Raw genomic sequence first — 13,431 nt, 5'->3', positions numbered from 1 at the left:
TTCCCTGCATAAAACCTGACTGCTTAGCTATAAAACGCCCCAAGCACGGCGCCATACACGAAATGGCCCAGCAGCGTGACAAGCGGGGTACCTTTGCCATAGTTTAGCGCCAGATACCCGGGGGGCTCCAACTGCCTGGTGGGAGTTGGCCCCTGGTACGGCCGCGCCATTCTTGGATGGATATAATTCATGATCTCCAACCCGACGGTGAGTACAAAAGCCCCGTGTACCAGACCGGTTGCTGCCCCAAACCACCAGGTAGCCAGACCAGCGCTTTCGAAGGCGGCACCGTAAATCATAGCAAACAGCCAGCCCATTGTTAAGTGTGCTGCAAAACCCAGCCAGGGCGCATTGTTGCGGTTGGAGGTAAAAATTGTGCCCAGCATAAAAGGCAGGTCCATACGGGTTAAGCCGAGCGGCCTGGAAGCCGACAGTAAAACGGTCAGGATTAGCGTGGCGGCAAAACCCCAGAGAAGCAGGTTAGAGATATGCATAAGGCTTGGGAGTTTGCTGGTATACTTCGTTGATGGCGTAGGCCGCATTGATCAGGCCGATATGGGTAAAGCCTTGCGGGTAATTTCCCCAGAGGGCATGCGAGGCAGGGTCAATCTCTTCAGATAAAAGCCCGGTGGGGCTGGCGCATTTCACTATATTTTCAAAGAGCGCCATGGCTTCCTCTAATTTTCCGGACCTGGCCAGGTTTTCGATCAGCCAGAAATTGCAGATGCCGAACGAGCCTTCCTTTCCTTCCAGCCCATCATCCAGGTTCAGGTAGCGGTAAAGCAACTTGTTCTCTGTCAGGCGTTCCTGTATCAGCTTTGTGGTAGCAACCATTCTGGCCGATGTAGGCTCGCAATAACCAACAAGGGATAACGTCAGCAGACTGGCATCCAGCGTATTGCCTTCCAACTCGTGGGTGTAGGAATTCAGCGCGCTGTTGTAACCGAACTGCTCTACTTTATACTTTATACTTGCAGCGACTTTCCTGAACTTATCGAGCGGGGCATCGTGCCATGTATACTTTTCTGTAAGCTTGATGAGCCGGTCCAGGCCAACCCAGGCCATAACCATGGAGTGGGTGTGCTGTACGGCGGACGAGCGGACTTCCCAGATCCCGTTATCCGGTTTATCCCAGGTCTCGCAGATGATCTTGCCCAGCCCGATCACAAATTTCCTGGCATCACGGTCGAGCTTTTTTACCAACGGGGAGTAGGCATACACCGCATCCAGCACTTCGCCATACACGTCCAGCTGGAACTGTTGATCCGCCCCGTTCCCGACCCGCACAGGACTAGAATCGGCATAGCCTTTTAGCCAATCAAGCGTTTGCTCGGGCAGGGAGGCATGGCCAAAGACGGAATAAACTACCTGCAGCCTGGGCCGCGTAAGCCGTGTGGCATGCATGATCCAGTTCATGTAAGCATGTGTTTCTTCCTCAAAACCAAGTTTTAGCAATGCCCGAACGGTAAAAGACGCATCACGCAGCCAGCAGTAGCGGTAATCCCAGTTTCTTTCGCCTCCGGGTTTTTCGGGCAGCGAGGTGGTGGGGGCAGCAATAATAGCACCCGAAGGCGCATAGGTTAACAGTTTAAGTACAAGTGCGCTCCGCCTTACTTCCTCTTTGTAAAGGCCCGCGTAAGTGCATTTACCGATCCAGTTTTTCCAGAAGCTGATCGTTCGCTGCATGCGTGCCCAGCCTGTCGTTTTAAGCTCGGGAAGTATGGCCGGGCTTTGATTGGAGTGGCTGAAAGAAAACAGGACCCGCTCACCCGGATGTAGACTGAAGCTAGCAGTCGCTTTCCCTGTAGCCTCGACGGTTAGCTGCTCCGGCGGCAGGGTGCTCAGCAACGTATAAATGTGCTCTTTCCAGACGAAATGGACGCCAAAATTTTGCCGGTCTTCCAGGTGCGGTGTGTTTTTGCCATAGTAGGTTCTGGGAACATATTCCAGCTTGAAATTCACCGTTTCGGAAATACCTTCCACTACACGCATCAGCTCATGGTCAGGGAACAGGTTGCGTTTTTTTTCTTCTTCGGTCTGGGCTACGAAGGCATCCAGCAAGCGGGCTTTGCCTGCTGCAGTTTCAAATACCGTTTCCACCACGTTCGTATCCGGCAGGTAGCGTTGCGCTGAGCTATACTTGCCAATTGGGCTGATGGAAAAATGGCCACCTCGCGCTTTGTCTAAAATAGCAGAGAAAATACCCGGGGAATCAAAATCAGGCAGGCAGCACCATGCTATTGCCCCTGATGTATTAACCAGGGCAGCTGCGTGCGCGTTTCCGATCAGGGCATAGTCTGATAGCCTGGTGGTCATTTTGGCGAGTGTGGGTTTATAATTTTCTTCCGGCAGGTAGTGCTTCCATCACCCGCTCCACGATGGCATCGCATCGCTTGTTGCCAAATTCAAACACATCACGGCTTTTGGATAACTTGAACAGGCTCTCTTTGAGCATCGCTTTAGCCCGGTGCAGCCGTACCTTTACATTGCTCTCTGAAAGATCCAGGCATGCAGTGATCTCGCTTACGGGCATGCCTTCCACTTCGCGCAGGGTGTAGATGATTCTATACTTTTCGGGAATGCTGTCGATGGCTTTTTCCAGGAGTTGCTTCGTTTCCTGCTGGATAGCGATATGCTCGGGATTCATAAAATTTGTTTGTGTTAGTAGCTTCGAAATATCTTCCGGCTGGCCCGTCAGGAGCGAAAAAGGGAAGACTCTTTTGCGTTCCCGCAGCTTTTCCAGGGCTGTGTTTATCCCGATCCGGATGAGCCAGGTGGAGAACTGCGCTTCGCAGCGAAACTGGCAGAGCTTCTCAAATGCCTTCAGGTAAGTATCCTGCATGGCATCTTCCACTTCCTGCTCTTGCTTCAGGTAACTTCTTATGGCGCGGTAGAGTTTCTGGTTGTGCCGCCGCATCAGGAGCTCATACAACGAAATTTCCCCGGCAAGAACCCGGGAAACAACTGTTGCATCGGGGAGGGCTGCTTCTCCGGATGCGCGTATATGATTTACTGCTTCCATAATGTTTTATTTTTATAGTTAGATACGTTCCCTGTCAGTTAGTTACATTATCCTGTAACGTTTTTAATTCACTTTCATCTAATTACCAGAATCAACTAAAATGGAGGAAAAAACTATGGACACCTTAGCACATGCATCCGCAAACGCGCAAGGAGCTGCGCAACCGGCGTACAACCGCCTAGCTACCACCACAAGCCTGCTGAAGTATACTTATGCCATTGTTCCGATCGTAGCCGGGCTCGACAAGTTCACGCATCTGCTCACTGATTGGAATAAGTACCTGGCACCGGTGATAGCTGATATGCTACCATTCAGTGTGGATACGTTCATGCGTGTAGTTGGAGTAATAGAGATAATAGCCGGTATACTGGTGCTGCTGAAACCAAAGATCGGGGCGCTGGTGGTAAGCTTATGGCTGGTAGGTATTGCCTTTAACCTGCTGCTATCGGGGGAGTACTTTGATGTGGCCGTCCGTGACCTGGTCATGGCCATCGGCGCGTTCTCGCTGTACCTGCTGCTTCCTGACAGGGAGGAGGCTCACCGGGAAATGCACTAGCCTGGTATGCAGCCTATAACACGATTCCGCTTTCCATGAGTGGAAGGCAGTGGTGCGCCCTTTCCCCATCAACATCGAGGTAATAAGCTAATGCGCCGCATGACGGTGCTGTAGCGAGCACCCCGGAGAAGTGAGTCGAATGAGGTGCAGGGTTGACTCGCCTTATTTATACTTTCAAAGTATGGCCCCCTGCCAGTTGGAGCCATAGCTATCACGCCCCCTCCGCCGGAGGCGACTTATCCCCATCGCCGCCCTTATCTCCGGCCAGGTAGAGCACCTGCGACGGCAGGGCAAAGCCTTTTCCGCCTTTGTGTACCGCTTCCATCATCTGTAAGATCAATTCTTCCTTCAGCTGCAGGAACTCATTAAAATCATCTGCAAGGATATAGGTGAACACCTCCAGGTTCAGGGAGTCATTTCCTATTTCTATAAACCTGACGCGCGGGTCCTCCGCAACCTTGGGCTGAGACACCAGGATGGAGCAGAGGGTGACGAGGAGGGAACGGATCTGGTCGGGGGTGGTGTCATACTTGAGCCGCAGAACGGGGTTGAACAGGAAGCGGTCACGGTGGGCGTAGTTCTCGATCCGCTGGGAGGAGAAGTCCCCGTTGGGTATGGTCACGATGGTGCGCTCCGAAGTGCGGATGCGGGTGGAACGCATGCCTATCTGCTCCACGGTGCCTACTGTCTCGCCCACCTTGCAGAAATCCCCCACGCGTATGGGCTGGTCAGCGATGAGCGTGACGCTGCCCACGAAGTTCTCCACTGTTTTCTGCGCCCCCAGCGCCAGCGCAATACCGCCAATGCCCAGCGCGGCGAGTCCGGTGGTCACATCGAACCCCAACGTGCCCAGTATGGCGATGGTACCCAGCACGATCAGAGCGATCTTGGCGCCGCGGCGAAGGAACAGGGCAATGGAGATACCGGCCATGTTGCCGCGCCGGATCAGCCTCCTTTCACTGAAATTGGTGACAGCATCTATCAGCCGCCAGATCAGGAGCAGCACGGCCACCAGCCCGATAATAACGGTCAGTTCGCTGAAGCGCTGCCGCACAATGATGGAGATACCGGCCTCCTGGCTCAGGATCACCAGAATCCATACTGCTAAATACAGGCGAATAGGTAAGGCAAATGCCTTTACGATGCCGAGGGTGGGTTCTTCCCTGGCTTTTCGCCATCCCAGGCGGATAAGGTACGTGACGACAGCGGTGATGCACCAGGCAATCAGGTAGGCAAGCACCGCACTGGCCAGCATGGCCAGCCAGTGCCCGATTGGCACGCCGCCCCATTTGTTTTCCTCCAAAACGGAAGGTAGCACTTTATCCGTGATGGGGGGCGCCGCCTCTTCCTCCAGGAGAGGGGTTCGCTTGACTGTTTGAGAGGAGAAGAGCCAGATGGGGCCGCCGTCGGGACCGGCTGTTTTCTCAACGAACACGTCGAAGGATTCCCCCTCAACTGTAGCGGTACCCACGCGGTCCAGGTTGGGGCCCGTGTCATCTTCCAGGTAGCCATTGGGGTCGTCGCTCAGCCAGGACAAGGGCATGATCCTGCCCCGCTGGTCCAGCATGCGTTGCAGCGCCTGCGCCAGCTCGGGCCCTTTCTGGCTTTCCTGCAGGGTGCTGTCGAGGTTTAAGTAGAGAGCCGCCCTGGGGTAATTCTCGTCTGCCACCGCTTCAATAAATCCATCCACTGTTCCCTTGGGCGTGCGCCGGCCCAGCGAATCTTCGGGCCAGGTTGCTTCCGTTGCTTCCTGAAGGCTTTCGGTTGTGTCGCCGGGCGTTTCCTGCGCGCTGGAGGGCGTGGGAAAGGCGAAGGCATGCAACAGGAACCCCAGGAGCAAAAGCAGGAGGGGAAGTTTCCGGACACTTAAGTATGGTATGGTTGTGTGATGAGGCATATCTGGGAAAGCAGGCTTGCGTCTGTGACTCAATTCAACGGGAGCACCTTGATGATGTACTTTTTAGGGTGACGCCCGGCTGTTTTCTCGGATTGTAACGGTGCCGGGCAACCAGAGTTGCTCAGAAAGGGCATGAGGGCTACGAAAGCGGCAGGCCTGATGCTTAAGGGATTTACTTGTTCTTTGCCCTGAACTGCTCCGGGGTGAGGCCTGTATGTTTCTTGAAAAAGCGGAAAAAATAGGTGCTATCGAAGTAGCCAAGCGCTGCGGCAATCTGAGTGCTTGTCAGCTCGGCGTGCACCAACAACCTTTTGGCCTCCAGCAGGGTCCGGTGCTGAATCAGTTCCTTTGTGGTTCTGCCCAGCGCGTTCTTACAGGTTTCATTCAGGTACTTTGGCGTCACATGCAGGCGCTCGGCATAAAAAGCCACCGGCTGGTGCTCCTTGTAATGCCCTTCGATGAGTTTCTCCAGGCTTTGCAGGAGTGTCCGCTCTTTAAGCTTAAACCCTGTTTGAGCGTCACTCGGCTGGAAAAGCCGCGTAAGTTGGATCAAAAGGATATCCAGGTACCTGCTCAGCATGACCTCTCGCATTGGCCTGGCCTGCTGATGTTCCTCCCGGAGTTTGAGCAGGGTCGGCACCAGCGCGGCTTCCTGCGCTTCCGTGACGCTGAGAACCGGGTTGTAGAGCAGGGCATTGAAGAATGGGAACTCGAAAAGCAGCCTGTCAGGGTACTCTTTGGTGTAAAATGCCTGCGTGAAGAAGATAATAAAGCCGTCAGCCTCCTGGGAGAGTTGCCAGCTGTGCACCTGCCCGGGCGTCATGAAGAACACGGTTCCCGGCTTTACCTCATATGCCTTAAAATCGATGGTGTGCGTACCGCTGCCCTGCGTCACGAAAAGGATGATGTAGAAATTATGCCTGTGCGGCTCGCGGATAAAAAGATGCTCCTGCAGGTGACTGGCAAAGGAGCTGAAGTAGAAGTACCGGTCTCCTTGCGTCAGGGCATTAAAATCCTGTATCTGGTAAATGGGCAAGTGTTCCTTCTGCATAGGTGGTGTTTACGCAGCCCGGCTTTGTAAAGGATTACCGCGCGGGCCTGCCTGTTGCTGCTTTGCCATAACGTGAGGTGTAAAAGTACAGTAATTCGGCGAGTTTGTGCCGAGATACTGTCCTGGTGATGTCGTATCTTTGCTTTGTTAGCAGATAAACAAAGCAGATGAGCCAGCGACATTCCCTTTTATACAGTATAGCGACAGTGAAGTGCCCCCGATGCCGTGAGGGGAACATGTTTCCGGAAGGTACCCTTTACACGACGAAGTTTGCGGACATGCACAAGAACTGCCCGTGCTGCGGACTGGATCTGGAACCTGAGCCGGGGTATTACTATGGCGCGATGTATGTGAGCTTCGGTTTTAACGTGGGAATCTTCCTGGTATCACTGTTTGTACTTTACCAGATTTTAGGAGAGGTGACCATGGCCATGATGCTTACGGTGGTGGGTGTGGTGGTGGTCGGGCTGCTGCCAATCATCTTCAGGTTATCAAGGATTCTCTGGATCAGCATCTTTGTCAGGTACGAAGGTCCGTGCAGCGAAATCGCGCGGAAAGTTGAATCCCGGTAACCATGTTCCCTGCGCGCTGCCTGATTGCGAATCAGGCGCGCGCCTGGCAGGTTTAGCGCAATCCTAGGGGCGGCCCACCAGCAGCACGCACATGCCACACAAAAGTATAAGCCGCGGCTTATACAAGTATAAACAGAGCCGGCGCGCTTTCCCGCGACCGCCGCAAAACTTTTTAACCCAGGTTTCACTTCACTCCAGCCACCACTCCATGGAAGAGTAGGGGTAAGTGCAACCTGGGTTTTATACTTTCCGCCGGCTATACTTCTCCGCCCCATACTTTGATGAACGCCATTAAATAAGCTTCCAACTTCTCCTGCCACTTGCGCTATCCCATTCATCACCCCCAATTCTCCCCAAACGCAAAGCCTTAAATACAGCGGTCTGTGCCGTTTTTTATAAAAATAGCAGAGGAATAGAAACAATTGATTACATTTGTATGTATATACATTAAATGTACATACAATAAATTTTATCAAAGCATTCAATCACTACTTAAAAGTATAAAGAAATGGCTAACATTAGATGGATAGCAGACCCGACGCACAGCGAAGTACAGTTTAAAGTAAAGCACCTGATGATTACCACCGTAACCGGTTACTTCGGGAGTTTTAATGTGGAGGCGGTTACGCCTGATGATGCGTTTAGCAGCGTGGAGAGCCTGGTGTTCACCGCCGACGTGAATTCCATCAGCACCAACAACGAGCAGCGCGATACACACCTGAAGTCGGCGGATTTTTTCGATGCTGAGCAGCATCGCCAGGTGCGCTTCGGGGCCTCCGGGTATGAGCAGGTATCCGATGAGAAGTATAAACTCCTGGGCGATTTGACCATCCGGGGAATAAGCAAGCCCGTGACGCTGGATGTAGCGTATGGCGGCACGGTCGTGGATCCTTACGGGCAGACAAAGGCCGGTTTCACGGTGAATGGCAAGATTAGTCGCAAGGAGTTCGGCCTGACCTGGAATGCCGTGACAGAGGCAGGAAGCGTGGTGGTGAGCGATGAGATAAAGCTGCACGCAGAGGTTCAACTGGTGAAGCAGTCCGCCTAATTCCCACTGGCAGTTAATCAATCTCTAAAACCTCCGTATACCTTCATACCGGGGACATCCTTCAGCTAAATAAGTTATCGCATGGAAAATAGAATAGTAGGCCTGCACCACATTACGGCAATTGCCGGTATGGCCAAGAAGAACCTTGATTTTTATACCAAAGTACTGGGGCTGCGGCTTCTCAAGAAAACAGTGAACTTCGACGACCCCGGCACATACCATTTTTACTTCGGTGATGAGAAAGGAAGCGCCGGCACGATCCTTACCTTCTTCCCTCATGAAGGGGCGCGGAGAGGAAGCGCCGGAACAGGTATGGCCACCAACATTGCCTACGCGGTGCCGGAAGGCAGCTTCGATTTCTGGATAGACCGCTTCGAGAAGTATAACGTCATCTACAACAAGCCCTCGGAGAAGTTTGGGGAGCGTTACCTTACCTTCCTGGACCCGGATGGGCTGAAGCTGGAGCTCGTGATCCCTAAAAACGAGGATGGCCGTACACCCTGGGAAACAGACGAAGTAAAGGCTGAGGTGGCGACCCGAGGCTTTTATGGGGTGACGCTGACGCTGCAAAACAAGGAGAAGACTGCCCAGGTGCTCACCGATATCCTGGGGTATACTTTCCGGGAGCAAAGCGGCAACCGCTACCGCTACGCCACCGACGCCGTGGACACAGCCAACATCATCGACCTGGTGGAGCTGCCCAACGAGGCGCGTGGCATTGGCGGCGCAGGCACCAACCACCACATCGCCTTCCGGGTGAAGAACGAGGAGGTGTTGATGCACTTCCACGACAAGATTGCGGGCCTGGGCTACAACATCACCAACAAGATAGACCGCAACTACTTCTACTCCTTATACTTTAGGGAGCCGGGCGGCGTGCTGTTCGAGATTGCCACCGACAACCCGGGCTTCGGTATTGACGAGCCGTGGGATGAACTGGGAGAGCACCTGCTGCTGCCGCCGCAGTACGAGCCGCGCAGAGCCGAGTTAGAGGCCGTTTTGCCCAAGCTTGATTAAGCCCGGGCAGGAGCCTGTATCCGAAAATATAAGTTTAACATTAAACCCAACGTATGGAAGCATTTGCCGTTACCCGCTTGTACGCCGATGAGAATGGCGACAGCCGCTTCGAGGACATTTCAAGGCACCTGGACCCGGAAGGGGAGATCGGTTTTCTGTCGGAGCCGGAGGCGGTGGAAAGCATCATTTTCCGGAAGGTAGTGTCTACCTACGACTATGATTTCCATAATGCTCCCGAACGGCAGTACCTCTTTTTGCTGGATGGGGGAATAGAGATCGAAACCTCGCTGGGTGAGAAGCGGCGCTTCGAGACCGGGCAGGTGCTGCTCCTGGAGGACACCACCGGCAAGGGGCACAAAACGCGCAACCTGCAGCCTGAAGTCCGCAGCTCTGTTTTCGTCACGTTGAAGGAGAAGCGCTAACGACAACGCGTTATACTTGATAAAACTGAAAAATAGTATGTATACCCATAGCAACGAAGTGATCACGGAGGGCAAGCCCCTTTCAGAGACCGGCAAAGCGCTGATTCTGGTGCATGGCCGCGGAGCCACCGCCGAAAGTATACTTGGGCTGGCCCAGCAGCTGCCGGTGCAGGACTTTACACTCTATGCCCCGCAGGCCACCAACCACAGCTGGTATCCCTACAGCTTTATGGCGCCCGAGGAGCAGAACCAACCCGCCCTCGACTCCGCCCTGGAGCGGCTGGACGAGCTGGTGAAAAGTATACTGGACCAGGGTGTAAAAAGTGAGGATTTATACTTTGCGGGCTTCTCGCAAGGGGCCTGTCTCACCTCAGAGTATACTTCACGGAACGCCCGCAAGTATGGCGGCCTGCTCCTCTTTACCGGCGGCCTTATCGGGCAGCAACTGGACACCAGCAAGTATAAAGGAGACTTTGCAGGAACGCCCGTCCTCATCACCACCGGCAACCCCGACCCGCACGTGCCGGTGAGCAGGGTGGAGGAGACGGTGGGAGTGATGGAGAAACTCGGAGCCTCCGTCACCAAGAAAGTATACCCGGGCCGCCCGCACACCATCGGCCGGGAGGAGCTGGAGCTTGCCAGCCAGATACTGAAAGCACCTAATAAAGACTAAGGCTATGGAGATCGAAGTGAAGGACAACCCGGCGCAGCACCGGTTCGAGACAACAATAGAAGGGCACACATCAGTAATAGAGTATAAGCTGCGGCCCGGCGTGATGACGGTGCTGCACACCGAGGTGCCGAAGGAACTGGAGGGCCGTGGGATTGCCGGCACCATGACAAAGTACACCCTGGAGCACATAGCCGCCAACAGCCTGCAGCTGGTGCCGCTGTGCCCCTACATGAGGGCATACCTGAAAAAGCATCCGGAATACCAGTACCTGGTGAAAGACAATGCCGGGGAAAGCGTATAAATCCAACTATAATCCTGACTTTGTAAAAGTGATACTTCAAGCAACATGCCCTTCCAGGTAAAGTTTAAAGGTGAGAAAGTGATTCCCGTAGAAGCGGGCCAGACGGTGCTGCAGGCATCGCTGGCGGCCGGCATTCCCCATTACCATGCCTGTGGCGGAAAGGGACAGTGCACCACCTGCCGCATCCTGGTGCTGGAGGGACAGGAACAGCTCACCCCGCCCACCACTTCTGAACGGGCCATCAGGAATGTGAAGAAGTTCCCGGACAACGTGCGGCTGGCGTGTCAGTCTTACATAACCGGGGATGGCGTGGAGGTACAGCGCCTGATCCGGGATGAGGCCGATCGCTATATCTTCCTAAACGGCGGGGAGGAGAATATGACCCGGGTAATGGGGGAGCGGCGCAAACTGGCGCTCTTCTTCATCGATATCCGCAACTTTACCCCTTTTATAGAGGCGCACCTGCCCTTCGACGTCATCCACATCATGCGCCGGGTATTTGCACTTTTCCGCAACGCCATCAGTCAGTACGGAGGTGAGATTATTGATACGGCCGGCGACGGGCTGTATGCGGTCTTCGGGTTGAAAAGCGGGATCAGGAAGGCGGCCGAGGCGGCTGTGCTGGCCGGGCTGAAAATACTGGAAGACATTAAGATATTCAACAACACATACATGCGGCCATACTTCAACCACACGTTCGAGTTAGGCATCGGGGTGCATGTGGGGAAGGTGATCGTGGGTAACGTGGGCATCGGGTTGAGCGATAACCTGACCGTGATGGGCTACCCCGTGAATGTGGCCGCCCGGCTGCAGGCGGCCACCAAGGAACTCAACAACAGCTTCGTGATTTCGGACCGCGCCTTCCGGTTGCTGAAGAACCCGCCCTACTCGGCCGGTTGCGCCCACCTGACCCTCAAGGGGGTGAGCAATCCCTATGAAGTAAAGCTGATCGGCAAGCCTTACGCGTTCAGCAAGGCAGCGCCGCCGCCCAGCGTCACCTGATTTAACCTTTCTGCTGTCCGCGCACTTGCTTCAGGGCCGTTCCCCAACTTACCAGCCGGTCCAGCAGGGCGTTCAGCTTCTTTTCCTGGAAAGAGGCGGGCTTAAAGACGCTGTAGTTCTCGAAATCGGTAAACAGCGAAAGGGCTACCTGCTCCCGCACGTCGGCCATCTGCAATTCGGCCACGGTGCCGCGCAGGTGCTCCACGGAACGGGCACCGCCGGCGTTGCCGTAGGCCACAAAGCCAGCCGCCTTGTTGTTCCACTCCTTATACAGAAAGTCCAGCGCGTTTTTCAGTGCGGCCGGCACGCCGTGGTTATACTCCGGCGTAACGAACACAAAGGCATCGAAGGGGTTGATCCGGGCGGACCAGTCCTTGGTGTGCTGCTTGGTGTACTTTTGCATGGCCGGCGAGTTGGGCTCATCCAGGAAGGGCAGGTTTACCTCCAGCAGGTCTATTAACTCGTAGGAGGCGTCGGTGCGCTTGGAGGCGATCTCGTATACCCATTTTCCGACCGCCTCGCCGTTCCGGCCGGGCCGCGTGCTGCCAATTATTACAGCAACTCTTAACTTGTCTGTGGTGCTCATATCTGATAAAGTTGATAAAATACGGCTACGATGGCCTTCTGCTGGTAAGCAATACGGCGCTGTCTGTAGTACTCCGTTGGGGATGGCATGGTTGCCCGGGCATCGGGCAAAGCCCTGGTTAAGGGAGGAGAGAAGCCGTTTTATACTTTAGGAAGGCTCCTGCATGTTTTCCGAACCTACTCCCATACTTCTCACAGAGTTATTTCCATCGCTTCACTGGGATAATGCGTTGGTTTACAAAGTATAAAATGTTCGTGATGCGTAACGGATCGTATAAAGCAACAGGTGCTGAATGGTTGTAGGAACCTAAAAGTATAAACGAGCGGCATGAACGGCTCCGGACGCCAAATGCGGTAGAATTAGTGGTTAGTGAGTGAACAGAACCTTTTAAAGCCAGCGCTATGTCTGAAAGTATGAATCCCTCCAGAGCCAGAATAACCAGTCATTGGTACCTCCCTTTACTGCTGGGGATTCTGTTTATCGCCCTGGGTGTTTGGGTCCTGGTCACCCCGCTGGAGTCCTTCCTGGCACTGGCCATATTTTTTGCCGTAACCTTTCTTATCTCCGGTGTCCTGGAGATTGTCTACGCCATCACGAACCGGCATAGTATAAAAAAGTGGGGATGGTCGCTGGCGGTTGGGATTGTGGATCTGGTGATCGGTATCATTCTGGTTTCTACACCTGCCTTAAGCATGGTGGTGCTGCCGCTGTATGTTGGGTTGGGCGTGCTGTTCCGCGCCATCCTGGCCATAGGGTGGGCCTTTGAGTTGAGGCGAAGGGAAGTGCCCAACTGGGGCTGGCTACTGGTAATTGGTATACTGGGACTGCTGTTTGCCCTCATCATGCTGTGGAACCCGCTTTTCGGCGGCCTCACCATCGTTATCTATACCGGCCTGGCGCTCATCTCGATCGGTGTTTTCCAGGTTTTCCTCTCGCTCAGGCTTAAAAAGTACAGGGATTTGTGGTAAGAAGAGTGCTCATCGTCAAACAGCCCCGGCACCTGCAGGTTTATACGTTACACAGGTATCTCACCTGAAAGTTCTCAGGCCCCGGCAAGCCATACTCTGAAAGTATAGGCAGGCATTTCTCACAGTAGAATCTGTTCAGAAATCTGCCTGCTCATTTCTAAGTATCAGCGTGACGTATAAACCTCACTCACTGCTGCAAATGCTGCCCTCATACAGTCTAAAGTATAAATTTCAGATGACAGTGGCTGTGGCCGTAGCGCCATTAGGCGGTATACTTTTGCGGGCGGTTTGACAGCCGCGGGTGGCATTTGATTGG

15 protein-coding genes are annotated in these 13,431 nt (G+C 54.0%); 9 read left to right on the top strand and 6 right to left on the bottom strand.

Features of this window, described 5'->3' with window-relative positions; translation table 11 throughout:
• Positions 1 to 23: 23 nt before the first annotated feature.
• The 3 genes from A3841_RS18175 to A3841_RS18165 are packed head-to-tail and all read right to left on the bottom strand — an operon-like array spanning position 24 to position 3,022.
• Entirely contained in the window at positions 24 to 494 is a 471-nt protein-coding gene (locus tag A3841_RS18175) for a hypothetical protein (RefSeq protein ID WP_073854566.1), read from the bottom strand.
• Positions 481 to 2,316, bottom strand: coding sequence for a glycoside hydrolase family 15 protein (locus A3841_RS18170; protein WP_073854565.1), 1,836 nt, complete (start codon positions 2,314 to 2,316; stop codon positions 481 to 483). The genes A3841_RS18175 and A3841_RS18170 overlap by 14 nt, the downstream gene beginning before the upstream one ends.
• A 16-nt stretch (positions 2,317 to 2,332) precedes the next feature.
• A complete protein-coding gene (locus A3841_RS18165) occupies positions 2,333 to 3,022 on the bottom strand; it encodes an RNA polymerase sigma factor (RefSeq protein ID WP_073854563.1) in 690 nt (229 codons plus the stop codon).
• 115 nt (positions 3,023 to 3,137) lie between these two features.
• Between A3841_RS18165 and A3841_RS18160 the strand changes: the two genes are divergently transcribed.
• Positions 3,138 to 3,578 (top strand): tRNA (5-methylaminomethyl-2-thiouridylate)-methyltransferase, encoded by a 441-nt coding sequence (locus tag A3841_RS18160; RefSeq protein WP_083610442.1) that lies wholly within the window; start codon positions 3,138 to 3,140, stop codon positions 3,576 to 3,578.
• A gap of 211 nt (positions 3,579 to 3,789) precedes the next feature.
• On the opposite strand, the gene A3841_RS18155 is transcribed toward A3841_RS18160, so the two are convergent.
• Positions 3,790 to 5,475 (bottom strand): mechanosensitive ion channel family protein, encoded by a 1,686-nt coding sequence (locus tag A3841_RS18155; protein ID WP_083610425.1) that lies wholly within the window; start codon positions 5,473 to 5,475, stop codon positions 3,790 to 3,792.
• 172 nt (positions 5,476 to 5,647) lie between these two features.
• Positions 5,648 to 6,526 carry an AraC family transcriptional regulator gene (locus A3841_RS18150; RefSeq protein WP_073854562.1) on the bottom strand — a complete coding sequence of 293 codons (879 nt, stop codon included), beginning with the start codon at positions 6,524 to 6,526 and terminating at the stop codon, positions 5,648 to 5,650.
• Between the two features lie 278 nt (positions 6,527 to 6,804).
• Here A3841_RS18150 and A3841_RS18145 point away from each other — a divergent pair, with 278 nt between their 5' ends.
• From A3841_RS18145 to A3841_RS18115, 7 genes are all read left to right on the top strand, one after another.
• Positions 6,805 to 7,098 (top strand): DUF983 domain-containing protein, encoded by a 294-nt coding sequence (locus A3841_RS18145; RefSeq protein WP_235861478.1) that lies wholly within the window; start codon positions 6,805 to 6,807, stop codon positions 7,096 to 7,098.
• Between the two features lie 508 nt (positions 7,099 to 7,606).
• The gene (locus tag A3841_RS18140) at positions 7,607 to 8,146 is read left to right on the top strand and encodes a YceI family protein (protein ID WP_073854559.1); all 540 of its coding nucleotides are present in this window, start codon (positions 7,607 to 7,609) and stop codon (positions 8,144 to 8,146) included.
• Positions 8,147 to 8,227: 81 nt separating this feature from the next.
• The gene (locus tag A3841_RS18135; RefSeq protein WP_073854557.1) at positions 8,228 to 9,163 is read left to right on the top strand and encodes a ring-cleaving dioxygenase; all 936 of its coding nucleotides are present in this window, start codon (positions 8,228 to 8,230) and stop codon (positions 9,161 to 9,163) included.
• A gap of 53 nt (positions 9,164 to 9,216) precedes the next feature.
• Positions 9,217 to 9,585, top strand: coding sequence for a cupin domain-containing protein (locus tag A3841_RS18130; RefSeq protein WP_073854555.1), 369 nt, complete (start codon positions 9,217 to 9,219; stop codon positions 9,583 to 9,585).
• Positions 9,586 to 9,622: 37 nt separating this feature from the next.
• Positions 9,623 to 10,258, top strand: a complete 636-nt coding sequence (locus A3841_RS18125) for an alpha/beta hydrolase (protein WP_073854553.1) — start codon at positions 9,623 to 9,625, stop codon at positions 10,256 to 10,258.
• Positions 10,259 to 10,262: 4 nt separating this feature from the next.
• Positions 10,263 to 10,559: a GNAT family N-acetyltransferase gene (locus A3841_RS18120; RefSeq protein ID WP_073854551.1), complete on the top strand. Its 297-nt coding sequence runs from the start codon at positions 10,263 to 10,265 to the stop codon at positions 10,557 to 10,559.
• 45 nt (positions 10,560 to 10,604) lie between these two features.
• On the top strand, positions 10,605 to 11,561 hold the full coding sequence (locus tag A3841_RS18115) for an adenylate/guanylate cyclase domain-containing protein (protein WP_073854549.1): 957 nt from the start codon (positions 10,605 to 10,607) through the stop codon (positions 11,559 to 11,561).
• A gap of 1 nt (position 11,562) precedes the next feature.
• On the opposite strand, the gene A3841_RS18110 is transcribed toward A3841_RS18115, so the two are convergent.
• Positions 11,563 to 12,147, bottom strand: coding sequence for an NADPH-dependent FMN reductase (locus tag A3841_RS18110; RefSeq protein WP_073854547.1), 585 nt, complete (start codon positions 12,145 to 12,147; stop codon positions 11,563 to 11,565).
• 401 nt (positions 12,148 to 12,548) lie between these two features.
• Here A3841_RS18110 and A3841_RS18105 point away from each other — a divergent pair, with 401 nt between their 5' ends.
• A complete protein-coding gene (locus tag A3841_RS18105) occupies positions 12,549 to 13,115 on the top strand; it encodes an HdeD family acid-resistance protein (protein WP_073854545.1) in 567 nt (188 codons plus the stop codon).
• The last annotated feature ends 316 nt before the right edge of the window (positions 13,116 to 13,431 follow it).

Source organism: Pontibacter flavimaris (genome assembly GCF_001907195.1).
Lineage (GTDB): Bacteria > Bacteroidota > Bacteroidia > Cytophagales > Hymenobacteraceae > Pontibacter > Pontibacter flavimaris.
Note: the sequence above shows the minus strand (reverse complement) of the source record. Positions and strands in the feature narration are given on the sequence as shown.

Coding starts and splice junctions, on each gene's coding strand:
- A3841_RS18175 (WP_073854566.1), bottom strand. CDS start 494: ATGCATATCTCTAACCTGCTTCTCTGGGGTTTTGCCGCCACGCTAATC.
- A3841_RS18170 (WP_073854565.1), bottom strand. CDS start 2,316: ATGACCACCAGGCTATCAGACTATGCCCTGATCGGAAACGCGCACGCA.
- A3841_RS18165 (WP_073854563.1), bottom strand. CDS start 3,022: ATGGAAGCAGTAAATCATATACGCGCATCCGGAGAAGCAGCCCTCCCC.
- A3841_RS18160 (WP_083610442.1), top strand. CDS start 3,138: ATGGACACCTTAGCACATGCATCCGCAAACGCGCAAGGAGCTGCGCAA.
- A3841_RS18155 (WP_083610425.1), bottom strand. CDS start 5,475: ATGCCTCATCACACAACCATACCATACTTAAGTGTCCGGAAACTTCCC.
- A3841_RS18150 (WP_073854562.1), bottom strand. CDS start 6,526: ATGCAGAAGGAACACTTGCCCATTTACCAGATACAGGATTTTAATGCC.
- A3841_RS18145 (WP_235861478.1), top strand. CDS start 6,805: ATGCACAAGAACTGCCCGTGCTGCGGACTGGATCTGGAACCTGAGCCG.
- A3841_RS18140 (WP_073854559.1), top strand. CDS start 7,607: ATGGCTAACATTAGATGGATAGCAGACCCGACGCACAGCGAAGTACAG.
- A3841_RS18135 (WP_073854557.1), top strand. CDS start 8,228: ATGGAAAATAGAATAGTAGGCCTGCACCACATTACGGCAATTGCCGGT.
- A3841_RS18130 (WP_073854555.1), top strand. CDS start 9,217: ATGGAAGCATTTGCCGTTACCCGCTTGTACGCCGATGAGAATGGCGAC.
- A3841_RS18125 (WP_073854553.1), top strand. CDS start 9,623: ATGTATACCCATAGCAACGAAGTGATCACGGAGGGCAAGCCCCTTTCA.
- A3841_RS18120 (WP_073854551.1), top strand. CDS start 10,263: ATGGAGATCGAAGTGAAGGACAACCCGGCGCAGCACCGGTTCGAGACA.
- A3841_RS18115 (WP_073854549.1), top strand. CDS start 10,605: ATGCCCTTCCAGGTAAAGTTTAAAGGTGAGAAAGTGATTCCCGTAGAA.
- A3841_RS18110 (WP_073854547.1), bottom strand. CDS start 12,147: ATGAGCACCACAGACAAGTTAAGAGTTGCTGTAATAATTGGCAGCACG.
- A3841_RS18105 (WP_073854545.1), top strand. CDS start 12,549: ATGTCTGAAAGTATGAATCCCTCCAGAGCCAGAATAACCAGTCATTGG.